General features: G+C 62.4%; 23 protein-coding genes and 1 pseudogene. 19 read left to right on the top strand and 5 right to left on the bottom strand.

What is annotated here, in order from left to right; translation table 11 throughout:
- The first annotated feature begins 353 nt into the window (after positions 1-353).
- From B3397_RS07190 to B3397_RS07130, 13 genes and pseudogenes are all read left to right on the top strand, one after another.
- Positions 354-1,916, top strand: coding sequence for a methyl-accepting chemotaxis protein (locus B3397_RS07190; RefSeq protein ID WP_414704357.1), 1,563 nt, complete (start codon positions 354-356; stop codon positions 1,914-1,916).
- Complete coding sequence (locus tag B3397_RS07185) at positions 1,916-2,428, top strand: chemotaxis protein CheW (protein WP_296248580.1); 513 nt, start codon at positions 1,916-1,918, stop codon at positions 2,426-2,428. The genes B3397_RS07190 and B3397_RS07185 overlap by 1 nt, the downstream gene beginning before the upstream one ends.
- Positions 2,428-3,702, top strand: a complete 1,275-nt coding sequence (locus tag B3397_RS07180; RefSeq protein WP_296248677.1) for a CheR family methyltransferase — start codon at positions 2,428-2,430, stop codon at positions 3,700-3,702. The genes B3397_RS07185 and B3397_RS07180 overlap by 1 nt, the downstream gene beginning before the upstream one ends.
- Positions 3,699-4,376, top strand: a complete 678-nt coding sequence (locus tag B3397_RS07175) for a chemotaxis protein CheW (RefSeq protein WP_296248578.1) — start codon at positions 3,699-3,701, stop codon at positions 4,374-4,376. Before B3397_RS07180 ends, B3397_RS07175 begins: the two co-directional genes overlap by 4 nt.
- On the top strand, positions 4,373-6,670 hold the full coding sequence (locus B3397_RS07170) for a hybrid sensor histidine kinase/response regulator (RefSeq protein WP_296248576.1): 2,298 nt from the start codon (positions 4,373-4,375) through the stop codon (positions 6,668-6,670). The genes B3397_RS07175 and B3397_RS07170 overlap by 4 nt, the downstream gene beginning before the upstream one ends.
- Entirely contained in the window at positions 6,667-7,677 is a 1,011-nt protein-coding gene (locus B3397_RS07165; RefSeq protein WP_296248574.1) for a chemotaxis response regulator protein-glutamate methylesterase, read from the top strand. Before B3397_RS07170 ends, B3397_RS07165 begins: the two co-directional genes overlap by 4 nt.
- 39 nt (positions 7,678-7,716) lie before the next feature.
- The gene (locus tag B3397_RS07160) at positions 7,717-8,730 is read left to right on the top strand and encodes a response regulator (RefSeq protein WP_296248573.1); all 1,014 of its coding nucleotides are present in this window, start codon (positions 7,717-7,719) and stop codon (positions 8,728-8,730) included.
- Positions 8,731-8,865: 135 nt separating this feature from the next.
- A protein-coding gene (gene prfB, locus B3397_RS07155) for a peptide chain release factor 2 (protein ID WP_296248572.1) occupies positions 8,866-9,961 on the top strand; the annotation gives its coding sequence in 2 pieces (ribosomal slippage) (positions 8,866-8,937 and positions 8,939-9,961; 1,095 coding nt in all).
- A gap of 109 nt (positions 9,962-10,070) precedes the next feature.
- The gene (lysS, locus tag B3397_RS07150) at positions 10,071-11,573 is read left to right on the top strand and encodes a lysine--tRNA ligase (protein ID WP_296248570.1); all 1,503 of its coding nucleotides are present in this window, start codon (positions 10,071-10,073) and stop codon (positions 11,571-11,573) included.
- Between the two features lie 127 nt (positions 11,574-11,700).
- Positions 11,701-11,841 (top strand): annotated as a pseudogene (locus tag B3397_RS07145) (TetR family transcriptional regulator); the annotation flags it as partial.
- A gap of 30 nt (positions 11,842-11,871) precedes the next feature.
- On the top strand, positions 11,872-12,438 hold the full coding sequence (locus tag B3397_RS07140; RefSeq protein WP_296248568.1) for a hypothetical protein: 567 nt from the start codon (positions 11,872-11,874) through the stop codon (positions 12,436-12,438).
- A gap of 18 nt (positions 12,439-12,456) precedes the next feature.
- Positions 12,457-13,734 (top strand): flavohemoglobin expression-modulating QEGLA motif protein, encoded by a 1,278-nt coding sequence (locus tag B3397_RS07135; protein ID WP_296248566.1) that lies wholly within the window; start codon positions 12,457-12,459, stop codon positions 13,732-13,734.
- Positions 13,735-13,867: 133 nt separating this feature from the next.
- Positions 13,868-14,716, top strand: a complete 849-nt coding sequence (locus B3397_RS07130; RefSeq protein WP_414704356.1) for an alpha/beta hydrolase — start codon at positions 13,868-13,870, stop codon at positions 14,714-14,716.
- A 101-nt stretch (positions 14,717-14,817) separates the two neighbouring features.
- Here B3397_RS07130 and B3397_RS07125 read toward each other — a convergent pair whose 3' ends face one another.
- The 5 genes from B3397_RS07125 to B3397_RS07105 form a co-directional block, all read right to left on the bottom strand.
- Positions 14,818-15,600 carry an OmpA family protein gene (locus B3397_RS07125; RefSeq protein WP_296248562.1) on the bottom strand — a complete coding sequence of 261 codons (783 nt, stop codon included), beginning with the start codon at positions 15,598-15,600 and terminating at the stop codon, positions 14,818-14,820.
- Between the two features lie 47 nt (positions 15,601-15,647).
- Positions 15,648-16,061: a DUF4398 domain-containing protein gene (locus tag B3397_RS07120; RefSeq protein ID WP_296248560.1), complete on the bottom strand. Its 414-nt coding sequence runs from the start codon at positions 16,059-16,061 to the stop codon at positions 15,648-15,650.
- A 265-nt stretch (positions 16,062-16,326) separates the two neighbouring features.
- The gene (locus B3397_RS07115; RefSeq protein WP_296248558.1) at positions 16,327-17,139 is read right to left on the bottom strand and encodes an OmpA family protein; all 813 of its coding nucleotides are present in this window, start codon (positions 17,137-17,139) and stop codon (positions 16,327-16,329) included.
- A gap of 41 nt (positions 17,140-17,180) precedes the next feature.
- Entirely contained in the window at positions 17,181-17,558 is a 378-nt protein-coding gene (locus B3397_RS07110; protein WP_296248676.1) for a DUF4398 domain-containing protein, read from the bottom strand.
- Positions 17,559-17,826: 268 nt separating this feature from the next.
- Positions 17,827-18,171, bottom strand: coding sequence for a pilin assembly protein (locus tag B3397_RS07105; protein ID WP_296248557.1), 345 nt, complete (start codon positions 18,169-18,171; stop codon positions 17,827-17,829).
- Positions 18,172-18,399: 228 nt separating this feature from the next.
- On the opposite strand from B3397_RS07105, the gene ppc reads away from it, so the two are divergent.
- The 6 genes from ppc (at position 18,400) to B3397_RS07075 (ending at position 24,810) form a co-directional block, all read left to right on the top strand.
- A complete protein-coding gene (ppc, locus tag B3397_RS07100; protein ID WP_296248555.1) occupies positions 18,400-21,045 on the top strand; it encodes a phosphoenolpyruvate carboxylase in 2,646 nt (881 codons plus the stop codon).
- A gap of 280 nt (positions 21,046-21,325) precedes the next feature.
- Positions 21,326-21,973, top strand: coding sequence for an adenylate kinase (adk, locus tag B3397_RS07095; RefSeq protein ID WP_296248554.1), 648 nt, complete (start codon positions 21,326-21,328; stop codon positions 21,971-21,973).
- Positions 21,974-22,060: 87 nt separating this feature from the next.
- Positions 22,061-22,735: a tRNA (adenosine(37)-N6)-threonylcarbamoyltransferase complex dimerization subunit type 1 TsaB gene (tsaB, locus tag B3397_RS07090; protein WP_296248552.1), complete on the top strand. Its 675-nt coding sequence runs from the start codon at positions 22,061-22,063 to the stop codon at positions 22,733-22,735.
- Between the two features lie 166 nt (positions 22,736-22,901).
- Positions 22,902-23,192 carry a hypothetical protein gene (locus B3397_RS07085; RefSeq protein ID WP_296248550.1) on the top strand — a complete coding sequence of 97 codons (291 nt, stop codon included), beginning with the start codon at positions 22,902-22,904 and terminating at the stop codon, positions 23,190-23,192.
- Complete coding sequence (locus tag B3397_RS07080) at positions 23,189-24,058, top strand: DUF72 domain-containing protein (RefSeq protein ID WP_296248675.1); 870 nt, start codon at positions 23,189-23,191, stop codon at positions 24,056-24,058. The genes B3397_RS07085 and B3397_RS07080 overlap by 4 nt, the downstream gene beginning before the upstream one ends.
- Before the next feature lie 56 nt (positions 24,059-24,114).
- The gene (locus B3397_RS07075; protein ID WP_296248548.1) at positions 24,115-24,810 is read left to right on the top strand and encodes an extensin family protein; all 696 of its coding nucleotides are present in this window, start codon (positions 24,115-24,117) and stop codon (positions 24,808-24,810) included.
- The last annotated feature ends 3 nt before the right edge of the window (positions 24,811-24,813 follow it).

Below are 24,813 nucleotides of genomic sequence, written 5' to 3'. Positions count from 1 at the left end.
CTGCCCCCCCCCCTGTAGGAGCGGCGTCCAGCCGCGAAGACGCCCGCCCCAACACCACAAACGCCACGCCCCACCCCTGTAGGAGCGGCGTCCAGCCGCGAAGGCGTCCGAACCGACACCGCCCATTCCCCGCCCGACACGCTCGTCGCCAATAGTGGCACTTTGGTCTGCAAGCCTCTGGTAATACCCTTATAGATGATGGAAAGTACGCCACTAGCGCGAAATCGCCTGAGGTATGGCTATACTCAGGCGATTTTTCGTTTGTAGCCGTACGTTTTCTCCGAGGGTTGACTGTGAAGAACTGGTCCTTGCGCCATCGCATTCTGGCGAGTTTTGCCGTTGTTATTGCAATCATGTCGTTGATGGTGATCGTGTCATACTCACGTTTGCAGACCATCGAGACCAACGAAGCCAAAGTTCGTACCGACAGCATCCCCGGCGTCGTCTTCAGCTCCATGATCCGCAGCGCGTGGGTCGACAGCTACGTCTATACCCAGCAACTGGTCGGGCTGAGCTATCAGCGCGAGTTGATCACCGCCGACGAGGACCAGTACAAAAGCTTCGCCGAGCGCTTGAACCAGCAAATGGCCAACTACAAAGGCACAGTGCAGGACCCCGCCGACCAGGCCGCTTTCGAAGAATTCGGACGTATGCGAGTGACCTACGAGAAGGCACTTTCCGACGTTCTGGAAGCCTATCGCCTACGCAAGTTCAGCGAAGCACAGCAGCTGTCGATCGACGAGATGACCCCGGCCTGGGTCGCGGGCCGCAAACAGCTCAACGCGCTGATCGACCGCAATCGCGAGTCTTCGGAACATGCTACTTCGGCTATCGAGGCCTCGGTGAACTCGGCCAAGGTCAGCCTGATCATTTCACTGTTGGTGGCGATCATTGCTGCCGGCGTCTGTGGATTGCTGTTGCTGCGCACCATCGTCACCCCCATGCAGAAAATCGTCCGCATTCTGGAAACCATGCGCACTGGCGACCTCAGCAGCCGCCTGAACCTGGCGCGCAAGGACGAGTTCAACGAAGTGGAAATGGGCTTCAACGACATGATGACCGAGTTGACCGCCCTGGTGTCCCAGGCCCAGCGATCCTCGGTTCAGGTCACCACTTCCGTGACCGAAATTGCCGCCACGTCCAAACAGCAACAGGCCACCGCCACCGAGACTGCCGCCACCACCACGGAAATCGGCGCCACCTCCCGCGAGATCGCCGCCACGTCCCGTGATCTGGTACGCACCATGGGCGAGGTGACCTCTGCCGCCGACCAGGCTTCGTCCCTGGCGGGCTCCGGCCAGCAAGGTCTGGCACGCATGGAAGACACCATGCACCAGGTGATGGGCGCTGCCGAACTGGTCAACGCCAAGCTGGCGATCCTCAACGAGAAGGCTGGCAACATCAACCAGGTGGTGGTGACCATCGTCAAGGTCGCCGATCAGACCAACCTGCTGTCGCTCAACGCTGCCATCGAAGCGGAAAAGGCCGGCGAATATGGCCGTGGCTTTGCCGTGGTCGCCACCGAAGTCCGTCGCCTGGCCGACCAGACGGCCGTCGCCACCTACGACATCGAGCAGATGGTCCGCGAGATCCAGTCCGCCGTTTCGGCCGGGGTCATGGGCATGGACAAGTTTTCCGAAGAAGTGCGCCGCGGCATGTTCGAAGTGCAGCAGGTGGGCGATCAGCTGTCGCAGATCATTGGCCAGGTGCAGGCCCTGGCACCGCGTGTGCTGATGGTCAACGAGGGCATGCAGGCCCAGGCCACCGGCGCCGAGCAGATCAATCATGCTCTGGCGCAATTGGGTGATGCCAGCAGCCAGACCGTTGAGTCGCTGCGTCAGGCCAGCTTCGCCATCGACGAATTGAGCCAGGTAGCCACCGGGCTGCGTGGCGGCGTGTCACGTTTCAAAGTCTGATGAGCGAGCCATCCGCCGCCGTGCGCAGCAAGCTGTTCCTGATCTTCCGCATTGGCCAGGAACGCTTCGCGCTGGACGCCACCGAGGTCGGGGAAGTGTTGCCGCTGCTGCCGCTCAAGCCCATCGCGCGCGCGCCCGACTGGGTAGCCGGGGTGTTCGCGCACCGCGGCAAGGTGGTGCCGGTGATCGACGTCAGTGCCCTGACCTTCGGTAGCGCCGCTGGCCGCCGTACCAGCACGCGCCTGGTGCTGGTGCACTACCGCCACGACGCCGCGGGTAGCGATCTGCGCCTGGGCCTCATCGTCGAGTACGCCAGTGAAACCCTGCGTTGCGATCCCGAGCGATTTCAGCCCTATGGTTTGCACAATCGGCACGCGCCCTATCTCGGGCCGGTGCTGGAAGACAGCCAGGGCCTTTTGCAGTGGTTGCGGGTCCAGGACCTGCTCGACGATTCCGTCCGCGAACTGCTGTTCGCGCCGGCCTTGGCTGCGGTTCTGGAGCAGGCGCCATGATGGACAACGAGCAGCGTTTCATTCGCTTTTTGCGCGACCGTATCGGTCTGGATGTCGCCTCGGTGGGGGCGGCCTTGATCGAGCGCGCCGTGGCGCAGCGTGTCCAGACTGCCTGCGCGGTCGATCTGGACGCCTATTGGACGCTCTTGCAAGGCAGCGCCGCCGAGCAGCAAGGGTTGATCGAGGCGGTGATCGTCCCTGAAACCTGGTTCATGCGTTACCCCGAATCTTTTGCCGCCCTGTGTTCAGTGGCGAAGGCGCGACTGGCTCACCATCAAGGCCGCACCCTGCGAATCCTCAGCCTGCCATGCTCCACCGGCGAGGAGCCCTATTCCATCGCCATGGCCTTGCTCGACGCCGGGCTGGCACCGGAGCAATTCAGCGTCGACGGTGTGGACGTCAGCCCGCTGTCAGTCGAGAAGGCGCGGCGCGGCGTTTACGGACGCAACTCGTTCCGGGGTGCATCGCTGGCGTTCCGCGACCGCCACTTCACCTCGACACTGGACGGCTACTTGCTCAACGCCGATGTCCGCGAGCAGGTGCGTATGCAGGTGGGCAACGTGCTGGACCCTATGCTGCTGCGCGGCGAGGCGCCCTATGATTTCGTGTTCTGCCGCAACCTGCTGATCTACTTCGACCTGCCGACCCAGCAGCAGGCCTTCGAGGCCCTGAAAAAATGGGTGCAGCAGGACGGTGCGCTGTTCATCGGCCCCGCGGAAGGCAGCCTGCTTGCGCGCATGGGCATGCGTCCGATCGGGATTGCCCAGTCGTTTGCGTTCGTGCGCGAAACCGATAAACCGCCAGCCCCGGTAGCGCCGGTGGCGACGCGCCTGCAGAGCCCGGTGCGCTTGCTGCCGCAAAATCAGCCGCCACTGCCGCGCACGCCGCGTCCGACGGCGCCGGTCGCAACGTTGGGCAAACCCGAGTCACAGACCACACAAAGTGATTCCGCCAGCCTGCTGGCGCAGATCGCCAGCCTGGCCAATGAGGGTAAAAGCGCCGAAGCCCAGGCGGCCTGCGAAGCCTTCCTGCGCAGTCACGGGCCCGATCCACAAGTCTTCTATTGGTTGGGTTTGCTCAGCGATGTCGGGGGGCAGGCGCTTCAGGCCCAGGGGTATTACCGCAAGGCGCTGTACCTGGATCCTCAGCACGCCGAAGCGCTGGCGCACCTGGCCATGTTGCTGGCAGCGCAGGGTGACGTTGCCGGCGCCCGCCGTCTGCAGGAACGCGCCGCGCGCAGTGATCGCCCGGCCGGCCGGGAGCATAGCCGATGATCGGCCTGGACCTGATCCATGCCGACGCCCAGCAGATCGATGACTGCTGGAACCGTATCGGTATTCACGGCGACAAATCCTGCCCACTGCTGGCCGAACACGTGCACTGCCGCAACTGCTCGGTCTACGCGGCGGCGGCCATGCGCCTGCTCGATCGCTATTCGCTGGACCGCGAACATGCCGAGATCGAATACAACGAAGTGCTCGGCCAGGTGCAGAGCCGCTCGCTGCTGCTGTTTCGTCTGGCTGATGAGTGGCTGGCCCTGGCCACCCGCTGCCTGGTGGAAGTGGCGCCGACCCAGCCTGTGCACTCCTTGCCGCATCAACGCTCCCGGGCACTTCGCGGCGTTGCCAATGTGCGCGGTGCGCTGGTGCCTTGCCTGGCTTTGGAAGAACTGCTGGGCATCGATAGCCAAGGGGCGTCCTTCGCGAGTCAGGGCCGAGTGATGCCGCGGATGCTGATCATCGCCATCGAAGGCGGGTCGGTCGTGGTGCCGGTGGAAGAGGTCGATGGCATTCACCGTATCGAGTCGAGCCTGCTCGAGCAGGCCTCCACCGCCGCAAGCCAGGCCGGCGCCCGCTTTACCCGCGGCGTACTGCCGTTCAAAGGGCGCAGTGTGCGCTTGCTGGACGAGGAACAATTGTTGACCGCCATGACGCGGAGCCTCACATGACCCCCGAACAGATGCGCGACGCTTCATTGCTCGAACTGTTCAGCCTGGAGGCCGAGGCGCAGACCCAGGTGCTGAGCACCGGCCTGTTGGCGCTGGAGCGCAACCCAACCGAGGCCGACCAGTTGGAGGCGTGCATGCGTGCGGCGCACTCGCTCAAGGGCGCGGCGCGAATCGTCGGCCTCGATGCGGGGGTGCGGGTCGCCCATGTGATGGAGGATTGCCTGGTGGGTGCGCAGGAGCGCCGGCTGTACCTGATGCCTGAGCATATCGATGCCCTGCTGTTGGGCACCGACTTGCTGATGCGCATCGGCACACCAGGCGACGGTGCGCCTGGCGATGCCGACATCGATCGATTCGTGGCGCAGATGGCGGCGGTGATGGACCCGCTGGCCGCTGCAGCCAAGGCGGTGTCCGCGCCGCCAGCGCCCGTAGTGGCCGAACCGCCCATCGTCGTCGCACCCGAGCCCGAACCGGCGCCGGCCAGTCCGGCGCCGGTCGCAGAGTCGGACCTGGCCGCCCCCAGCAAGACACGCCGGGTCAGCGACACCGGCGAGCGGGTGCTGCGGGTGACGGCCGAGCGGCTGAACAGCCTGCTGGACCTCTCCAGTAAATCGCTGGTGGAAACTCAACGCATCAAACCCTACCTGGCCACCATGCAGCGCCTCAAGCGTGTCCAGGCACAAAGCATTCGTGCTCTGGACAGCCTCAAGGAACAGCTGGACGTCGGCGGCCTGAGCAGCGAGGTGCGCGAGGCGCTGGCCCACGCTCAGGCACTGTTGAGCCAGACGCAACAGATGCTGGTGCAGCAGACCACGGAGCTGGACGAGTTCGGCTGGCAGGCGGGGCAGCGTGCGCAACTGCTTTACGACACCGCGTTGGCCTGTCGCATGCGGCCCTTTGCCGATGTGCTGGGCGGCCAGGAGCGGATGGTGCGGGATCTGGGCCGGTCTCTGGGCAAGCAGGTGCGCCTGGAGATCGAAGGCGACAAGACCCAGGTTGATCGCGATGTGCTGGAAAAGCTCGAAGCGCCGCTGACCCACCTGCTGCGCAATGCGGTGGACCACGGTATCGAGTCGCCCGAACAGCGCCTGCTGGCGGGTAAGCCGGCAGAAGGTCGAGTGCTGCTGCGTGCCTCCCACCAGGCGGGTCTGCTGGTGCTGGAACTGAGTGACGATGGCGGTGGCGTCGATCTGGATGCCCTGCGCCGGACCATCGTTCAGCGTGGTCTGTCGGCTGCCGACACCGCTGCGCAACTGAGCGAAGAAGAGCTGCTCAGTTTCCTCTTCCTGCCCGGTTTCAGCATGCGCGATACGGTCACCGAGGTGTCCGGGCGCGGTGTGGGGCTGGACGCGGTGCTGCACCTGATACGGCAACTGCGCGGTTCGGTGGACCTGTATCAGACGGCAGGGCAGGGCAGCCGCTTCCATATCGAGGTGCCCCTGACCCTGTCGGTGGTGCGCAGCCTGGCGGTGGAGGTGGGAGGTGAGGCCTATGCGTTCCCGCTGGCGCACATCGAGCACACCATGGACCTGCCCGCCGAAGCTATCGTCCAGCTCGAAGGGCGTCAGCATTTCTGGTTTCAGGATCGCCATGTCGGCCTGGTCGCCGCCCACCAGTTGCTGCAGCGCCCGGCCAGCCAGGGCAGCGAGGCGGCGCTCAAGGTGGTGGTCATCCGCGAGCGCGACGCCATGTACGGTGTGGCCGTGGAACGCTTCATCGGCGAACGGACCCTGGTGGTGCTGCCGCTCGACGCCCGGCTGGGGAAGGTCCAGGACATCTCTGCCGGGGCCTTGCTCGACGATGGCTCGGTGGTGCTCATCATCGACGTCGAAGACATGTTCCGTTCGGTCGAGAAGCTGCTCAATACCGGGCGCCTGGAGCGTATCGACAAACGCAACCGGCAGGCCGAAGTGGCCCGCAAGCGGGTGCTGGTGGTGGATGATTCGCTGACCGTGCGCGAGCTGCAACGCAAGCTGCTGAGTAATCGTGGCTACGATGTGGCGGTCGCGGTGGACGGCATGGACGGCTGGAATGCCCTGCGCAGCGAAAGCTTCGACCTGCTGATCACCGATATCGACATGCCGCGCATGGACGGTATCGAACTGGTCACACTGCTGCGCCGCGACAGTCGCCTGCAGTCGTTGCCGGTGATGGTGGTGTCCTACAAGGACCGTGAAGAAGATCGACGGCGTGGACTTGATGCAGGCGCCGACTATTATCTAGCCAAGGCCAGTTTCCACGACGACGCCCTGCTCGATGCGGTGGTGGAGTTGATCGGAGGAGCTCAGGGATGAAGATCGCAATCGTCAACGACATGCCCATGGCAGTGGAAGCGCTGCGCCGTGCGCTGGCCTTCGAGCCTGCACATGAAGTGGTGTGGGTGGCGAGCAATGGCCGCGAAGCGGTCCAGTCCTGTCTCGAACTGACCCCCGACCTGATCCTGATGGACCTGATCATGCCGATCATGGACGGCGTCGAAGCCACCCGGCAGATCATGGCCAGCACCCCGTGCGCCATTGTCATCGTCACCGTCGACCGCCATCAGAACGTGCATCGCGTGTTCGAGGCCATGGGCCATGGTGCACTCGACGTGGTCGATACCCCGGCGCTGGGCGCCGGTGATCCCAGGGAAGCCGCCGCGCCGCTGCTGCGCAAGATTCTCAACATCGGCTGGCTGATCGGCCAGCGTGGTACGCCGATGCGCAACGTGGCGCCTGCCACCCGCGAAGCCAGCAAACGCCAGAAACTCATCGCCATCGGCTCGTCCGCCGGTGGGCCGGCGGCGCTGGAAATCCTTCTCAAAGGGCTGCCTCGCGGCTTCGAACCGGCCATCGTGCTGGTGCAGCATGTGGATCAGGTGTTTGCCGCCGGTATGGCCGAATGGCTCAGCAGTGCCTCAGGGCTGTCGGTACGCCTCGCCCGAGACGGTGAAACGCCGCAAAGTGGCACGGTGCTACTTGCCGGCACCAATCATCATATTCGGCTGCTGAAAAATGGTACCTTAGCCTACACGGCAGAGCCGGTGAACGAGATCTACCGGCCCTCGATCGATGTTTTCTTTGAAAGCGTCGCGCAATTCTGGTCAGGTGACGCGGTAGGCGTCCTGCTGACCGGTATGGGTCGCGACGGTGCACAAGGGTTGAAGCTGATGCGCCAGCAAGGGTATCTGACCATCGCCCAAGACCAGCAGACCAGTGCTGTATATGGAATGCCCAAGGCGGCTGCGGCCATCGATGCAGCTGTAGAAATTCGTCCGCTGGAGCGGATTGCACCCCGACTGATGGACGTATTTTCACAATGAACTTGAGCGACCGCGTAGGCAGTATCCAGGTGACAGCGCATGATTGATTTGCAGATCGAAGCATTCAAATCCACTGACGATAACAAGTCGATGGTCCTTCTGGTCGACGACCAGGCCATGATCGGCGAGGCCATCCGCCGCAGTCTGAGCGACGAAGCGAATATCGACTTTCACTTCTGCGCCGATCCCCAGCAGGCGATCAACCAGGCCATGCGGATCAAGCCCACGGTGATCCTGCAGGACTTGATCATGCCGGGTCTGGACGGCTTGTCGCTGGTGCGCGAATACCGCAATCACCCGTCGACTCAAGACATCCCGATCATCGTCCTGTCGACCAAGGAAGATCCGCTGATCAAGAGCGCCGCCTTCGCTGCCGGTGCCAACGATTACCTGGTCAAGCTGCCCGACACCATCGAGCTGGTGGCGCGCATTCGCTATCACTCCAAGTCCTACCTGACCCTGCTGCAGCGCGACGAGGCCTACCGCGCACTGCGCGTGAGCCAGCAGCAGTTGCTGGACACCAACCTGGTGCTGCAGCGGCTGATGAACTCCGATGGCCTGACCGCGTTGTCCAACCGCCGCCATTTCGATGAGTACCTGGAGCTGGAATGGCGCCGCGCGATGCGCGACAAGACCCAGCTGTCGCTGCTGATGATCGATGTCGACTACTTCAAGTCGTACAACGACAACTTCGGTCACCTGGCCGGTGACGAGGCCCTGCGCCGCGTTGCCGATGCCATCCGCAACTCCAGCAGCCGCTCCAGCGACCTGCCGGCGCGCTACGGTGGCGAAGAGTTCGCCCTGGTATTGCCCGGCACCTCCCCCGGCGGTGCGCGACTGGTCGCCGAAAAGCTGCGCCAGACCATTGCCGGGCTGAACATCCCGCATATCGCTCCGCAGGCCGATGCCAGCCTGACCGTGAGCATCGGCCTGTCCACCATGACCCCGGTGCAGGGCACCCACTGCCGCGAATTGATCTCGGCGGCGGACAAGGGTCTGTACACCGCCAAGCACAATGGACGCAATCAGGTGGTGGTGGGGGATCAGGGCTAAGGTTGCAAGACCTGTGGCGGGGTGGCGGTCCCGCCACAAAAATTCCATTTACGCCCCGCCCGGCGGGCTGCCGACAAGGGCAGGGTGGGTTATACTCTTCGGCTTTTGAAACGCTACGCACGAGAGCTGCCCGCCATGGAAATCAACCCGATCCTTAACAGCATCAAGGACCTGTCCGAGCGCTCCGAATCTATTCGGGGGTATCTTTGACTACGATCACAAGAATGACCGTCTGATCGAAGTCAACCGCGAGCTCGAAGATCCCGCTGTCTGGAACAACCCTTCCTACGCCCAGGAGCTGGGCCGTGAGCGCGCCCTGTTGGCGCAGATCGTCGAGACCCTGGACGAAATGTCCGGCGGTCTGGCCGATGCCAAGGACCTGCTGCAAATGGCCGCCGAGGAAGAAGACCAGGGCGCCGTCGACGACGTCGCCACTGAAGTCGAGCGCCTGCGCGCCCAGCTCGAGAAGCTGGAGTTCCGCCGCATGTTCAGCGGCGAAATGGACGCCAACAACGCCTACCTGGACATTCAGGCCGGGTCCGGCGGCACCGAGGCCCAGGACTGGGCCAACATCCTGCTGCGCATGTACCTGCGCTGGGCCGACAAGCGCGGCTTCGACACCACCATCATGGAACTGTCGGCCGGTGAAGTGGCGGGCATCAAGGGCGCCACCCTGCACATCAAGGGTGAGTACGCCTTCGGCTGGTTGCGCACCGAGATCGGCGTGCACCGCCTGGTGCGCAAGAGCCCGTTCGACTCCGGCAACCGTCGCCACACCTCGTTCTCGGCAGTGTTCGTGTCCCCGGAAATCGATGACAACATCGAGATCGACATCAACCCGGCAGACCTGCGCATCGATACCTACCGCTCCTCCGGCGCGGGTGGTCAGCACGTCAACACCACCGACTCGGCGGTGCGTATCACCCACGTGCCGACCAATACCGTGGTCAGTTGCCAGAACGAACGTTCGCAGCACGCCAACAAAGACACCGCGATGAAGATGCTCCGCGCACGCCTGTACGAACAGGAAGTGCAGAAGCGCAACGCCGCCTCCCAGGCCATGGAAGACAGCAAGTCGGACATCGGCTGGGGACACCAGATTCGCTCCTATGTGCTCGATGCCTCGCGGATCAAGGATCTGCGCACTAACATCGAACGCAGCGACTGCGACAAGGTGCTCGACGGCGACATCGACGAATACCTCGAAGCCAGCTTGAAACAAGGGCTGTAACACCGCCCGGCAGGCCTGTGCGCAACCCGTCCAGCCTGCCCTTGTGGCCTGCCCGCGATCCCGGCCTTGTAGCCGGGAGCAACGAACCCGTGATGGAAAATCTGAAGACATGAGCGACCAACAACTCGACCCGCAAGACCTGCAACAGGAAGAAAACAACCTGATCGCCCTGCGCAAGGAAAAGCTTGCCGCGGTGCGCGCCCAGGGTCAGGCCTTCCCTAACGATTTTCGCCGCGACAACTATGCAGGCGACTTGCAGAAACAGTACGTCGACAAGACCAAGGAAGAGCTGGCTGAAGCCGCCATTCCCGTCAAGGTGGCCGGTCGCATCATGCTCAACCGTGGCTCGTTCATGGTCATCCAGGACATGACCGGTCGCATTCAGGTCTACGTCAACCGCAAGACGCTGCCCGAAGAAACCCTGGCTCAGGTCAAGACCTGGGACATGGGCGACATCATCGCCGCCGAAGGTACCCTGGCGCGCTCCGGCAAGGGCGATCTGTACGTGGAAATGACCAGCGTGCGGCTGCTGACCAAATCCCTGCGTCCGCTGCCCGACAAGCATCACGGCCTGACCGATACCGAACAACGCTACCGTCAGCGCTACGTCGACCTGATCGTCAATGAAGACGTGCGCGAAACGTTCCGCGTGCGCTCCCAGGTGATTGCCCACATCCGCAGTTTCCTGATGAAGCGTGACTTCCTCGAAGTCGAGACGCCCATGCTGCAGACCATCCCGGGCGGCGCCGCGGCCAAGCCGTTCGAAACCCATCACAATGCGCTGGACATGGAAATGTTCCTGCGTATCGCGCCGGAGCTGTACCTCAAGCGCCTGGTGGTCGGTGGCTTCGAGAAGGTTTTCGAGATCAACCGCAACTTCCGCAACGAAGGCGTCTCGACTCGGCACAACCCCGAATTCACCATGCTTGAGTTCTATCAGGCCTACGCCGATTACGAAGACAACATGGACCTCACCGAGGAGCTGTTCCGCGAGCTGGCGCAGCTGGTCTTGGGCAGCACCGACGTACCTTATGGCGACAAGGTGTTCCACTTCGGCGAACCGTTCGTGCGCCTGTCGGTGTTCGACTCGATCCTCAAGTACAACCCGGATCTGAGCGCCGATGACCTGAACGACATCGACAAGGCCCGCGCCATCGCCAAGAAGGCCGGTGCCAAGGTACTGGGCTTCGAAGGCTTGGGTAAGCTGCAGGTGATGATTTTCGAAGAGCTGGTGGAGCACAAGCTGGAGCAGCCGCACTTCATCACCCAGTACCCGTTCGAAGTGTCGCCACTGGCGCGTCGCAACGACGACAACCCCAACGTCACCGACCGCTTCGAACTGTTCATCGGCGGCCGCGAGATCGCCAACGCCTACTCCGAGTTGAACGACGCCGAGGACCAGGCCGCGCGCTTCATGGCCCAGGTGGCCGACAAGGACGCCGGTGACGACGAAGCGATGCACTACGACGCCGACTTCGTTCGCGCGCTGGAGTACGGCATGCCGCCGACGGCGGGCGAGGGTATCGGTATCGACCGCTTGGTGATGTTGCTGACCAATTCGCCGTCGATTCGCGATGTGATCCTGTTCCCGCACATGCGGCCGCAAGCCTGATCGTTGTCGAACAGCCGCCCCCTGGGGCGGCTTTTTTATGGCTGTAGATCGGTCGTTTCAGGCAGGGCGCCTTCGCGGCTTCACGCCGCTCCTACGGGCTATCTGGCGTGTCATGCAGATGTACACTGACCCCCTGCAAGACGCCAAGGTGTTGACGGCAATCACCGGCCGGATGGAATATCGAGGCCTGCTCGACAACGCCCCGCCTGACGCCGACGGCGAAATGTTTGGGATTCTGACTCGCTTCATGCAATGGGTGCTCGCCTAGCCATCGGCAGGCCGACCTCGAGGACTACCGATGAAAGCCTGGCGAATGCTCATCGCCCTGTCGTTCCTGCTGCTGACCGGTTGCCTGGTCACGTTCCCCGATCCCTTGCCTGCTACCCAGGCAGCGCCTGCGGCCCTGCTGGGCAAGTGGTACAGCAAGGACGCCTGGGGCGATCACGTCAATCTGCAGATCACCCGCACCGGCCAGCATCACTACCGCGCCAGCAGTCGCGCAGTGGAGCCGACCGACGATGACACCGGCAAAAAACGTGTAAGCCTGGATCGGGTCGACTTTACTGTGTCCAGGCACGGCAATCGCTGGTACGCCTCGGCGGCGATGCCCCAGGCCTATGGGGGGCGCTATGCCATCGCCGGTTTCGAATTGACCGAAGAGGGCGAATTGGTGATCTACAACCTGGATGTCGACCAGATCAAGCAGGCCCTGGCCAGAAAAACCTTGCAAGGCGAGGTCTACGAAGCCGACAAGAACCAAGGGGTTCTGGTGGCCAGCCCTCAAGCCCAGGTCTTCGCCTATCTGGACGACCCGGCCAACTCGGATGTATTCGTCGAAATAGCCCGCTACCGGCGCGCCAAATAGACCTCAAGGAGCTTTGCGGTGGATGAGTATCAGCAAACGATCCGCGTTCTTTCCGATCGGATCGTACAGGCGCAGACACCGATCAGGGTGCTCGATGCGGTGAAATGGGACGACTCGGTCCGCCAGGGTTTTCTCAAGGCCAAGGGCAAGGAAATGCCCGCCGTGGACCGCGCCTACTATCAGAACCGTGCGCTGGGTTTCGATTCCAGCGCCGTGAAGCTCGAGTTCCAGAACATCGAGCGCGATATCACCCGTCAGCTCGGCCAGTTCAATCCGGTTGGACAGATCATGCGGCGGATGTGCAAGGAGTACCGCATGGTGGTGCGCATGCTCGAGGCGCGCGGCACCGAGGACTTCGGGCTGATATCCCAGGAGCTGTACGGCGCGGCATCCGACGCCTTCCACGCCGGGGACCCGACGCTGGCCGACCTGGGCCTGATGCTTTCGGATTACCTGAACAACATTGCCGGGCGTGGCGACCTCAAGGACGAAGCCAAGACGCTCACTGCCAAGGATGCGGTGGGCATGTTGCAGAATCGACTGAACAGGGTGTTCGGTGAAGCCGAGGGCACCATCCGGGTGTTCGAGTCCGACGGCATCGTGGCTGATGCCGCCGCCGGTGCCGACTACATCAAGATTCGCAGCGATGCGATGTTCAACGAACGTGATGTGCGGGCATTGGAAGTGCACGAAGGCCTGGTGCATGTAGGCACGACCTTGAACGGCCAGAACCAGCCGATCTGCACCTTCCTGTCCAAGGGACCACCGTCTTCCACGGTGACCCAGGAGGGGCTGGCCATTCTCATGGAGGTGATCGCCTTTGCCTCGTACCCCAGCCGGCTGCGCAAGTTGACCAACCGCACTCGTGCGATCCACATGGTGGAGGAGGGCGCCGACTTCCTGCAGGTGTTCGAGTTCTTCCGCGAACAGGGTTTCGAGATGCCGGAGGCCTATGGCAATGCCAGCCGGGTATTCCGTGGCTCGACGCCCACGGGGTTACCGTTCACCAAGGACCTGTCGTACCTCAAGGGCTTCATCATGGTCTACAACTACATTCAGTTGGCCGTGCGCAAGGGCAAGCTGGAGCAGGTGCCGCTGCTGTTCTGTGGCAAAACCACGCTGGAGGACATGCGCACCCTGCGCCAACTGGTCGATGAAGGCCTGGTGACTGCGCCCAAATACCTGCCTGAGCAGTTCCGCGACATGAATGCATTGTCGGCCTGGATGTGCTTCTCCAACTTCCTCAACCACCTGAGCCTGGATCGTATTGAAGCCGATTACGCCAACATCCTGTAGCAGCGGCGTAAGCCGCGTCCGCCCTCCATGCATCCGCCCATCATGCATCCGGCCCTCAAGCGTTCAGCCAGGCATGCGCCATCGTTTGCTGACGCGGCTTACGCCACTGCTACGGGGGTGTGTGGCGCTTTTGATGACGGTGTGTGTGAGCGGGTGCAGCTCGTTGCTGTTCTACCCGGAGCGTGGCTTGCCGTTCACGCCGGAAAAAGCCGGCCTGACGTTTGAGAATGTCGAACTCACGGCCGCCGACGGTACCCGCCTGCATGGCTGGTGGCTGCCTGCCAAGCCAGGTGTGCAGGTCAAGGGCACGGTGCTGCACTTGCATGGCAACGGCGGCAACCTGGCCTGGCACCTGGGTGGCAGCTGGTGGTTGCCCGAGCAGGGTTATCAAGTGCTGATGCTCGATTACCGTGGCTATGGGGTGTCCGAAGGTTCACCGAGCTTGCCGGCGATCTATCAGGATATCGACGCGGCCTTTGCCTGGTTGCAGGCCGATGCCCGGGTGCAGGGTAAACCGCTGGTGCTGCTGGGACAAAGCCTGGGGGGCGCCATGGCCGTGCACTACCTGGCCGCACATGCTTCCGAGCGCGAGCGACTCGAGGCGGTGGTGCTGGATGGTGTGCCAGCCAGCTATCGGTCGGTGGGGCAATTCGCGTTGAGCACGTCGTGGGTGACATGGCCGTTGCAGGTGCCGCTCTCCTGGCTGGTGCCGGACGGTGACAGTGCGATCCGCTCCATCGCAGCCTTGAAGGGTACGCCAATGTTGCTCTTCCACAGCATGGATGACCCCATCGTGCCGCTGGACAACGCCATCGAGCTTTACCGGCAGGCCCCGTTGCCGCGGGTGCTGCAATTGACCCGGGGCGGCCACGTGCAGACCTTCGCCGATCCGACCTGGCGCAAGGTCATGCTGCGCTACCTCGAAGACCCTGATCATTTCGACGGCATCCGGCGGTTGGGCGAGATACCCAACTATCCCTGAACCCTGAACCCTGAGGCTTGCGGCGCACGTACCGGCACCGCCCGCGCAAACAAAAACGCCCCGGCGAAATTCGCCGGGGCGTTTGCGTACAGCGGGTGGGATCAACGCATCGAGGAGCGTGGCGCCACTGGCTGGTTGTCGTTGGAAATGGTCACTTCCACGCGACGGTTCTGGGCACGGCCAGAGTTGCTGGTGTTATCGGCAACTGGGTATTCCTTGCCATAACCCTGGGACACGATACGCGATGGCTCGACGCCGGCACGCACCAGTGCAGCCATTACGGAGTTGGCACGACGCTCGGAGAGGCTCTGGTTGTAGGAAGCCGAACCGGTGCTGTCGGTGTAGCCTTCGACAATCACTTTGCGGTCAGGGTTTTCCTGAAGGAACTGGGCCAGTTTGGTGACGTTGGCGTAGGCGCTGGACTTGAGTTCCGACTTGTTCAGATCGAACAGTACGTCGCCGAAGGTCACTAGGGTGCCACGGTCGGTCTGCTTGGCGTTCAGGCTTTCCTGCAGTTTCTTGATCTGGGCGTCGCGGGCGTCCAGGCGGGCCTGGGCACGCTGGGCGGCGGCGCCTTTGAGCTGCTCTTCGGCGCTGCGCAGGGCGATGGTCTGCTTGGCCACTTCTACGCGCTGGTTGGTCAGGTAGGCCAGTTGGTCGACTTTCTTGGCGTCGGCGTCATCGCGGAAGGCTTTGTCAGCCTTGTCCAGCCACTCCGAGGCATCCTTGGTTTCCAGGGCAGCCAGTTGGGTGGCCTTGGGGTTGGTCTGCAGGGAGGTGTAGTTGGTGCGCGCCTGCTCCAGGTTAGGGTTCGGAGGAGTGGAGCAAGCAGCCAGGCCAACGCTCAGAGCCAGCAGGGCAGGAACCATCAATTGTTTACGCATAATCTTCGTCCTTTATTCGAATTCAAGTCGCAAGGGCAGCGGCAGGCTTATTGAGCGCTGCGCAGGCCTTCGTCACGCAGGTCCTGTACACCCTGCTTGGCGTCTTGCACGGCTTTCTCGGCCTTGGCGGCCTGGGCCTTGCGCTCAGCTACGCGAGCGTCCCACTCAGCCTGTTCGGCGAGTTTCTTCGCTTGCTCGTAGTTTTTGTCGTGCATGGCGATTTCGGCCTGCTTGAACTTGTCCTGGGCAGCTTTCATTTCAACTGCGGCGAACTCGGTACCACCGGCGCTGACAGCGCTGTTGACCGCAGATTGGGTCACAGCGTATTGCTCGGTTGGCGGGTTGCCAGCACAGCCGGCCAGGACAATGCTGCTGCCCAGTGCCAAGGCGGCCAGTTTCAGTCCGCGAAGGTGTTGGAACGAGGTTTTGGCAGTACGGGTGTTCATGGCTTTCAACTCCATTGGGTAACTCCTGAAATACTTGGATTCCATGACAGTCGAACGTCCTGCGCCTCGTCTCAGGCTCGGCGGCATCGGTGACGGCGCGGGCTGTAATGGTTAAACGTTGGGACACAAGGGATTTTTGAATAGTTCAGAAATTTGGCCGTTTGGATGATTTTTTTCTGACGTCGGATTTGTGGCAAAGGATTTTCAGCGCGGCCAGGGCGCTGGCACAGGCAATGAAAAAACCCGGCGCCTGGCCGGGTTTCCTTACTGCGCTACAAGGTCAGTACACCCAACGGCGGGGGACCACTGCCTGGTTGTCATTGGAAATGGTCACCTCCACCCGGCGGTTTTGCGCGCGGCCAGAATGGCTGGCGTTGTCTGCCACCGGATAGGCTGAACCCAGGCCCTGCGCGACGATACGTGGCAAGCCGACGCCGTTGCGCACCAACTGCTGCATCACTGCATGAGCGCGACGCTGGGACAGCACTTGGTTCATCGCTGCCGAACCCGTGCTGTCGGTATGCCCTTCGATGATGACTTTGCGCTCGGGGTTATCCAGCAGGAACTTCGCCAGACGCTGGATATTGTCGAACGCACTGACGCGCAGGTCGGCCTTGCCTACCTCGAACAGCACGTCACCGAAGGTCACCAAGCTGCCGCGATCGGTCTGCTTGACCTCGATCGCTTCGGCAGCGGGCTGTCGGGCGTTCAAGCTCTGGGTAAGCTTCTCGATCTGCGCATCGCGGGCTTCCAGGCGAGCCTGGGCGCGCAGGGCGGCAACGCCCTGAATGGCGCCTTCGGCCACGCGTAACGCGATAGTCTGTCTGGCCAGCTCCACGCGTTGGTTGGTGAGATAGGCCAGGTGATTGACCCGCTCGTCACCTTCCTTGTCCCGTGCCGCCTTCTCGGCACGCTCCAGCCAATCGGCAGCGTCCTTGGTTTCAAGTGTCGAAAGTTGCACCGAGCGAGGATCGCTCTGCAGTTGAGTGAAGTTCTCCTGTGCCGCAACCAGCTGCGGGTTAGGTGTTTTCGAGCAGGCAGCGAGCAGCAGCACCAGCGCCGCAAGGGCTGGAAACTTGAATTTAGTATTCACGGGGGTGTTCCTGGATAAATAACGAGGGTGCCAGATGGCAGTTACGAGGCGGTGCGCAGACCTTCTTCGCGCAGGTCCCGGACGCCTTGGCGGGCGTCTTCGACCGCGCGTTCGGCCTTGGCCGCCTGGGCTCGACGCTCGGCCACTCGGGCATCCCATTCGGCCTGTTCAGCCAATTGCAGGGCCTGCGCGTATTGCTTGGTATGCAAGGCGATTTCCGCCTGCTTGAGCTTGTCGTGGGCAGACTTCATTTCGACGGCGGCGAATTCGGTCCCTCCAGCGCTGACCGCTGCGTTCACGGCCGAACGGCTCAGGGCATATTGCTCCACGGGCGGTGTGCCGGCGCAGCCGGCCAGGGCGAGCAGTACCAGTGCCAGGGCAGTCACTTTCGAAGGGCCGAACGCGGGCCGAACAATCATTGTATTCACGACGTAGTACTCCGTTGGGTAGCGTTTTCAATGCCTCGCCCGCGGCCCGTGGTGAACGGCAGAAGTTGCCGTCGACAACGACGGAATACGGGCGAATCGTTGGCCATCCCAGGCTCGTTTTTCGCCGAGTCTACAATCGGTTTTTCGAAATATCCTATTGTTTTCTATAGATTTTTTGGCATTTTACAGGCTTATTTTTTTGGCATTGAGACTACGCCGTCAGTGGTCGTAAGAAGCTTCCGTAACTGCTATCGGACAATTATGTTTCGGCTTCCCCTGATTGCTTTTTCAAGACCTCGAGATGTTCCCGCGACAACGCCAGGAAGCGCGGTGTGGCGCCAATGTCTTCGTACATCGGATCACCTTCCTCATCGGTAGCGATGACCTTCTGACCCTTGACGTAGGGAAAGCTGCCTTCCAGTTCTTCCAGTGCCGCGCCGATGAGTTCGCCCAACAGTTCTTCGGCATGGTGCTTGGGATACATCTGGGTCAGGGCCGCCAGACGCGCCGCCGACTCCACATCCAGAAGGATGTTGTAGCCGGTGTCGGTCAGGCGGCCCTTGGCGTTCTGTTCCCAGTGCTGAGCCAGTTCACGGATTTTCATAAACACCTCTTCGATGATTCCGGGGGATGGGTCGGCGCTGCGCTGGCGACTGTCGAGCGTTGTCGCGCAGTCGCGCGTGTGCCGCTTGTATCTGCCGCCATGGCTGGGGCACTCTTGTTGTAGAGCCGTTTTTCCCGTGCTTGTTCAGTGGTCCCGGTGATCGAAGTCCAATACGCACCGGGTCGCCCTGGACGGGCAACCCGTTTCCAAGCCACGGAGAGAAAGCCGATGTCCGATATCGATGTACGCTTGCGCGAAGATGTTCACCTGCTCGGCGAATTGCTCGGCACGACGATTCGCGAGCAGTACGGGGATGCGTTCCTGGAGAAGATCGAGCGCATTCGGCGCGGTGCCAAGGCCGATCGCCAGCGTCACCCCGATGGGCAGGAAAGCTCGGCCCAATTGAGCTCCAGCCTCAACGATCTGGCCGAAGACGAATTGCTGCCGGTCGCGCGGGCATTCAACCAGTTTCTCAACCTCGCCAATATCTGCGAACAGTATCAGTTGATCCGGCGCCGCGACGAAGGGCAGCCCGAACCGTTCGAAAACACCGTTCTGCCTGAACTGCTGGCCCGGCTCAAGAGCGCTGGGCACAGTCCTGAAGCGTTGGCCAGACAACTCGGTCGACTGGAGATCGAACTGGTACTGACTGCGCACCCCACCGAGGTGGCGCGGCGAACCTTGATCCAGAAATACGACGCCATTGCCGCGCAACTCGCCAGTCAGGATCATCGCGATCTGAACGACGCCGAACGGGACGCCATTCGCCAACGCCTGCAGCGGCTTATCGCCGAGGCCTGGCACACGGAGGAAATTCGTCGCACCCGCCCCACGCCCGTTGATGAAGCCAAGTGGGGGTTTGCGGTCATCGAAAACTCGCTGTGGCAAGCCGTACCCCATCATTTGCGCAAGGTTGACCAAGCCCTGCACGCGGCCACCGGCTTCAGGCTTGCGCTGGAAGCGGCGCCCGTGCGCTTCGCTTCGTGGATGGGCGGCGACCGCGACGGCAACCCCAACGTCACCGCCAAGGTCACCCGTGAGGTGCTGTTGCTGGCGCGCTGGATGGCGGCGGATCTGTTCGTACGCGATGTCGACCAATTGGCCGCCGACCTGTCGATGCAGCAGGCCAGTGCGGCATTGATCGAACGTGTCGGCGACAGCCCGGAACCCTATCGCGCACTGCTCAAGCAACTGCGTGAGCGTCTGCGCGCCACACGCACCTGGGCCCAGGCGTCCCTCCAGGAAAATCAGCCCGCCGGCGCGGATGTCCTGCAAGACAACCGCGACCTGCTGGAACCGCTGCAGTTGTGTTTCCAATCCTTGCATGAATGCGGGATGGGGGTGATCGCCGATGGCCCTCTGCTTGACTGCCTGCGCCGAGCCGTGACGTTCGGCCTGTTCCTGGTGCGTCTGGACGTACGTCAGGACTCCACCCGGCACAGTTCGGCCATGAGTGAAATCACCGATTACCTGGGGCTTGGGCGGTATGAGGAGTGGGACGAGCAAGCCCGGGTCAGCTTCCTGGCCCGCGAACTGGCCAGCCGGCGGCCGTTGCTGCCACCGTATTTCAAGGCGTCGGCGGACACCGCCGAAGTGCTGGCGACGTGCCGTGAAATTGCCGCTGCCCCGGCGGCTTCGCTGGGGTCCTACGTGATCTCCATGGCCGGAGCGGCCTCCGATGTGCTGGCCGTGCAGTTGCTGCTCAAAGAGTCCGGCGTGCTCCGGCCCATGCGCGTGGTTCCGTTGTTCGAGACCCTGGCTGACCTCGACAACGCCGGTCCGGTGATCGAGCAACTGCTGCAACTGCCCGGTTATCGCAACCGCCTGCATGGGCCGCAGGAAGTCATGATCGGTTACTCCGACTCGGCCAAGGACGCCGGCACCACGGCGGCGGCCTGGGCGCAGTACCGCGCCCAGGAAAAGTTGGTGGACATCTGCCGTGAGCAGGATGTGGAACTGTTGTTGTTCCATGGCCGCGGCGGCACCGTTGGCCGTGGCGGCGGCCCGGCCCATGCGGCAATTCTGTCGCAGCCCCCCGGTTCGGTGGCGGGGCGCTTTCGTACCACCGAACAGGGCGAGATGATTCGCTTCAAATTCGGCCTGCCTGACATCGCTGAGCAGAATCTCAATCTGTATCTGGCGGCAGTGCTGGAAGCTACAGTGTTGCCGCCACCGCCTCCGCAGCCGGCTTGGCGAACGCTGATGGACGAGCTGGCTGCCGATGGCGTCAAGGCCTATCGACAGGTGGTGCGCGAGCATCCGCAGTTCGTTGAATATTTCCGCCAGTCCACTCCTGAACAGGAGCTGGGTCGCTTGCCCCTGGGTAGCCGGCCGGCCAAGCGCCGCCAGGGTGGCATCGAGAGCCTGCGGGCGATTCCGTGGATTTTCGGCTGGACCCAGACGCGTCTGATGCTGCCAGCGTGGCTCGGCTGGGAGGCGGCCCTGAGTTCAGCGCTCGCCCGCGGGGAAGGCGAGCAGTTGGCCAACATGCGTGAGCAATGGCCGTTTTTCCGTACTCGCATCGACATGCTTGAGATGGTGCTGGCCAAGGCTGACGCCGAGATTGCGCTGCTGTACGACCAGCGTCTGGTGGAACCGGGCCTGCAGCCATTGGGTGTCGAGCTGCGCGACCTATTGTCGCAGTGCTGCGAGGTGGTGCTGGGCCTCACCGGGCAGCGCCAGTTGCTGGCGCACAGCCCTGTCACCCTGGAGTTCTTCCGCCTGCGTAATACCTATCTGGACCCGCTGCATCTATTGCAGGCGGAGTTGCTGGCCCGTTCCCGTAGCCGTGAGGCAGCACTGGACAGCCCTCTGGAACAGGCACTGCTGGTAACGGTGGCCGGCATTGCCGCCGGTTTGCGCAACACCGGATAGTGCGCAAGGCGGTTTTTTCGCCAGGGTGGCAAACAGCCGCAGGCCGTTTGCCAAGGTGTAACCCTGCATGGGTTGTAATGGGTGCAACCCCTGCGTCCCGCCGTCCCCAGCGGCGGGTTCCTGCGACTTTCGGTGGCTTGTGTGGCCCGTTCGCGCTGTGTATCTTGATCAGCCTTTGGCCGTTTTTGCGGCTATAAACGAATTTTGGGAAGGGCTTCAGTCGGTTACGCCGCTGGAGCAGATCTGACGACTATCTATAAGAATTGAGAGGAGCACATCGATGCGCGTGATTCTGCTGGGAGCTCCCGGGGCCGGTAAAGGTACTCAAGCTAAATTCATCACCGAAAAATTCGGTATCCCACAAATCTCCACTGGCGACATGCTGCGTGCCGCAGTCAAGGCCGGTACCGAACTGGGTATCAAGGCCAAGGGTGTGATGGACAGCGGCGGCCTGGTGTCCGATGACCTGATCATCGCCCTGGTCAAGGAGCGAATCGCGCAAGCCGATTGTGCCAAAGGCTTTCTGTTCGATGGATTCCCACGCACCATTCCGCAAGCCGAAGCGCTGGTCAGCGCTGGTGTAGTGCTGGATCACGTGCTGGAAATCGCTGTGGACGACGAAGAAATCGTCCAGCGTATCGCCGGTCGCCGGGTGCATGAAGCCTCAGGCCGCGTGTACCACACCGTGTACAACCCGCCGAAGGTCGAAGGCAAGGACGACGCGACCGGTGAAGACCTGGTGCAGCGCAAGGACGATACCGAAGAAACCGTGCGTCATCGTCTGTCGGTCTATCACTCCCAGACCAAGCCGCTGGTGGCTTTCTACCAGAACCTTTCCGATGCCCAGGGCAAGCCCAAGTGCAGCCATGTGGAAGGCGTGGGCTCGGTGACTGATATCACCGCCAAGGTGTTGTCGGCGCTGAGCTGATACGGTTTAGAGGGGGATCTGTGGTAGAGGGTCCCCTCACCCCAACCCCCGGTATAATCGCCTCCCCCCTTTCACGGATCACCTAGAATGACCACCCTGCTGGCCCTGGACACCGCCACCGAAGCTTGCTCCGTAGCCCTGCTGCACGACGGCAAGGTACTGAGCCACTATGAGGTGATCCCACGCCTGCACGCGCAGAAGCTGCTGCCCATGATTCAGGCGCTGCTGGACGAGGCGGGTATCGGCCTGCCGGCGGTCGACGCCATTGCCTTCGGCCGTGGCCCCGGCGCCTTTACGGGCGTGCGCATTGCCATCGGTGTCGTGCAGGGCTTGGCGTTTGCCCTGGATCGCCCGGTATTGCCAGTTTCCAATCTGGCGCTGTTGGCCCAGCGCGCCTGGCGCGAGCACGGTGCCGACCAGGTGGCCGCAGCCATCGATGCACGCATGGACGAAGTCTACTGGGGTTGTTATCGCGCCCAGGCGGGCGAGATGCGCCTGGTAGGTGAAGAGGCGGTGTTGGCGCCCGAGCAGGTGCTGTTGCCGGCAGATGCCAGTGGTCAATGGTTCGGGGCGGGGACCGGCTGGGGCTATGGCGAGCGGTTGGCGGTGCAGCCGTCCAGCCAGGATGCCAGCCTATTGCCCCATGCCCTGGATCTTCTGGAGCTCGCCCGCTTCGCCTGGGCGCGTGGTGAAGGTGTGGTCGCGGATCTGGCCCAGCCAGTCTATTTGCGCGACAAGGTGGCTACCCCGAAAAATCGCTGATTCGGTGTACTTCGTCGGCTGATCCAACCACAACCCTGCATTTCATCGCCTGTTTTTGCATCCTGGCTAAAACTTTTCCACTATCTGTGGTCTAGTTATCACCTGGGCAATTGCTAGCGCAGTTCAGTGCCGCTAAATTGCCATCATTGGTTTTCGAGTAAGCCTGATGCGTATCGATGGTGTTTCCTCACAGTCCTATCCGATCAAGCGCAAGCCGCTCAAGGGCAAAGTGCAGGTCGACGATCAGGTCGAGGACATCGAAGGCGAATTTGAAGTGCCGCCTCAGGCGACTCAGCAACGCACGCGTGCCCGCTCCAATGTGCCCGCCCGGCAACAAGACATGATCTTCCCTCGCTCCATGAGCCGTCGCGCAGCCGATGCCCTGGGCATGTACCTGAGCACCGCCGGCTTCGTCGAATGGGACAACGAAGTGCTGGGCCTGGATGTGCACATCTGATCGTGTCCCCGTTGCCCTATTTCATTGGTTGCCCATCCTGGAGTGAAAACGCCTGGCGCGATGACTTCTATCCCCAGGACGCTCGGCCCCCGGATTTCCTCGCGCATTACGCCCAGGTCTTCAACGCCGTAGAAGGCAACACCACGTTCTATGCCCGACCTGCCCCCAATACGGTTGAGCGATGGGCTGCCAGCATGCCGGAAGGTTTTCGCTTCACGGCCAAATTTCCCCGGGACATCAGCCATGGCGGCGATTTGCGTGAGCAGCTCGGCGCTGCCGAAGATTTCTGTCGATTGCTCCAACCGTTGGGCCCACGAGTGACGCCGTTGTGGCTGCAGTTGCCGTCAAGCTTCGGTCCCCACCGACTGCCTGAACTGGTCGGCTTCCTCGATACCCTCCAGCGGCCCGTGGCAGTGGAAGTGCGCAACGGTGCGTTTTTCGCCCGTGGTGCCGAAGAGCGGCTTCTCAACAATCTGTTGCGCGAACGCGGTGTGGAGCGAATCTGCCTGGACCCTCGTGCACTGTTCAGCTGCCTCAGCCAGGCCCCGGCCGTGCTTCATGCCCAGGCCAAGAAACCGAGGGTGCCTCCGCGTCCGGCGGCTTTCAGTGATGCGCCGCAAGTGCGTTTCATCGGCCATCCGGAGCTTGCGGCCAACGAACCGTTTCTCACACCCTGGGTAGAGAAGGTGGCCCTCTGGATCGAGGAAGGCCGCACCCCCTATATCTTCCTGCACACCGCAGACAACCTCCGTGCACCCGCCCTGGCCCGGCGTTTTCACGCGCGTTTGATGGAACGTTTGCCGGGCTTGCCAAGCCTAATGGAGCTGCCCCGAGCACCCGAGACGACCCAGCTGGGCCTGCTCTGAGGGCTTGAACGGATCTGCGCAGACGTCACTGCGCGCCTTGTTACCGAGAACGCCTGATGACAATCGTTAAATGGCTGATTGCCCTGATCGTACTGGGCGCCGGGCCCGTGGCCCTCTGGCGTGGCTGGGTGCAGGTGCCTGACCAATGGAATCCGTGGGCGACGCTGGATATCAGTCAACCGCCCAATTTTCTGACAGGGTACAAGCTTGGCAGGCTGCGTAATGATTCGGCGTTATGCGTCCAAGCATTGGCGACTTCCCAGGTGCGCTACAGCCAGCAGGCCGATAGCCCGGCCGACGCCAAGTGCCCGCTGGTCGATGTGCTGCGGGTCAACGGCAGCGCCGTACGCCTGAGCAGCAGCTTTTTGGCCACTTGCCCGGTCGCCGTGGCATTCGCCATGTTCGAGCGCCATGCCCTGCAACCGGCGGCCCAGGCAGTGTTCGGGCAACCGGTGAGTCAGGTGGATCACCTGGGCAGCTTTGCCTGTCGCAATGTGTACGGCCGCAGTGAAGGACGACTCAGCCAGCACGCGAGCGCGAACGCCTTGGACATCGCCGGATTTCGCCTGGCCGATGGCCGGCGTATCAGCGTGTTGAAGGACTGGCCAGGAGAGGGTGACAACAGTCGGTTTCTACGCCAGGTGCGCGATGGTGCGTGCAAGAACTTCAACACCGTGCTGGGTCCTGAATACAACGCCGCCCACCGCAATCATTTTCATCTGGACATGGGGCGTTGGAGCGTTTGTCGGTGAGGG

The sequence above is a fragment of the Pseudomonas sp. UBA4194 genome (genome assembly GCF_002379585.1).
In the GTDB taxonomy this organism is placed as follows: Bacteria; Pseudomonadota; Gammaproteobacteria; order Pseudomonadales; family Pseudomonadaceae; genus Aquipseudomonas.
The sequence above is the reverse complement of the archived record's forward strand: the minus strand, read 5'-3'. Positions and strand labels throughout refer to the sequence as shown.

Excerpts from the sequence above, each read along its gene's own strand:
- B3397_RS07190 (WP_414704357.1), top strand. The coding sequence starts at position 354 with ATGTCGTTGATGGTGATCGTGTCATACTCACGTTTGCAGACCATCGAG.
- B3397_RS07185 (WP_296248580.1), top strand. The coding sequence starts at position 1,916 with ATGAGCGAGCCATCCGCCGCCGTGCGCAGCAAGCTGTTCCTGATCTTC.
- B3397_RS07180 (WP_296248677.1), top strand. The coding sequence starts at position 2,428 with ATGGACAACGAGCAGCGTTTCATTCGCTTTTTGCGCGACCGTATCGGT.
- B3397_RS07175 (WP_296248578.1), top strand. The coding sequence starts at position 3,699 with ATGATCGGCCTGGACCTGATCCATGCCGACGCCCAGCAGATCGATGAC.
- B3397_RS07170 (WP_296248576.1), top strand. The coding sequence starts at position 4,373 with ATGACCCCCGAACAGATGCGCGACGCTTCATTGCTCGAACTGTTCAGC.
- B3397_RS07165 (WP_296248574.1), top strand. The coding sequence starts at position 6,667 with ATGAAGATCGCAATCGTCAACGACATGCCCATGGCAGTGGAAGCGCTG.
- B3397_RS07160 (WP_296248573.1), top strand. The coding sequence starts at position 7,717 with ATGATTGATTTGCAGATCGAAGCATTCAAATCCACTGACGATAACAAG.
- lysS (WP_296248570.1), top strand. The coding sequence starts at position 10,071 with ATGAGCGACCAACAACTCGACCCGCAAGACCTGCAACAGGAAGAAAAC.
- B3397_RS07140 (WP_296248568.1), top strand. The coding sequence starts at position 11,872 with ATGAAAGCCTGGCGAATGCTCATCGCCCTGTCGTTCCTGCTGCTGACC.
- B3397_RS07130 (WP_414704356.1), top strand. The coding sequence starts at position 13,868 with ATGACGGTGTGTGTGAGCGGGTGCAGCTCGTTGCTGTTCTACCCGGAG.
- B3397_RS07125 (WP_296248562.1), bottom strand. The coding sequence starts at position 15,600 with ATGCGTAAACAATTGATGGTTCCTGCCCTGCTGGCTCTGAGCGTTGGC.
- B3397_RS07120 (WP_296248560.1), bottom strand. The coding sequence starts at position 16,061 with ATGGAGTTGAAAGCCATGAACACCCGTACTGCCAAAACCTCGTTCCAA.
- B3397_RS07110 (WP_296248676.1), bottom strand. The coding sequence starts at position 17,558 with ATGATTGTTCGGCCCGCGTTCGGCCCTTCGAAAGTGACTGCCCTGGCA.
- B3397_RS07105 (WP_296248557.1), bottom strand. The coding sequence starts at position 18,171 with ATGAAAATCCGTGAACTGGCTCAGCACTGGGAACAGAACGCCAAGGGC.
- ppc (WP_296248555.1), top strand. The coding sequence starts at position 18,400 with ATGTCCGATATCGATGTACGCTTGCGCGAAGATGTTCACCTGCTCGGC.
- adk (WP_296248554.1), top strand. The coding sequence starts at position 21,326 with ATGCGCGTGATTCTGCTGGGAGCTCCCGGGGCCGGTAAAGGTACTCAA.
- tsaB (WP_296248552.1), top strand. The coding sequence starts at position 22,061 with ATGACCACCCTGCTGGCCCTGGACACCGCCACCGAAGCTTGCTCCGTA.
- B3397_RS07085 (WP_296248550.1), top strand. The coding sequence starts at position 22,902 with ATGCGTATCGATGGTGTTTCCTCACAGTCCTATCCGATCAAGCGCAAG.
- B3397_RS07075 (WP_296248548.1), top strand. The coding sequence starts at position 24,115 with ATGACAATCGTTAAATGGCTGATTGCCCTGATCGTACTGGGCGCCGGG.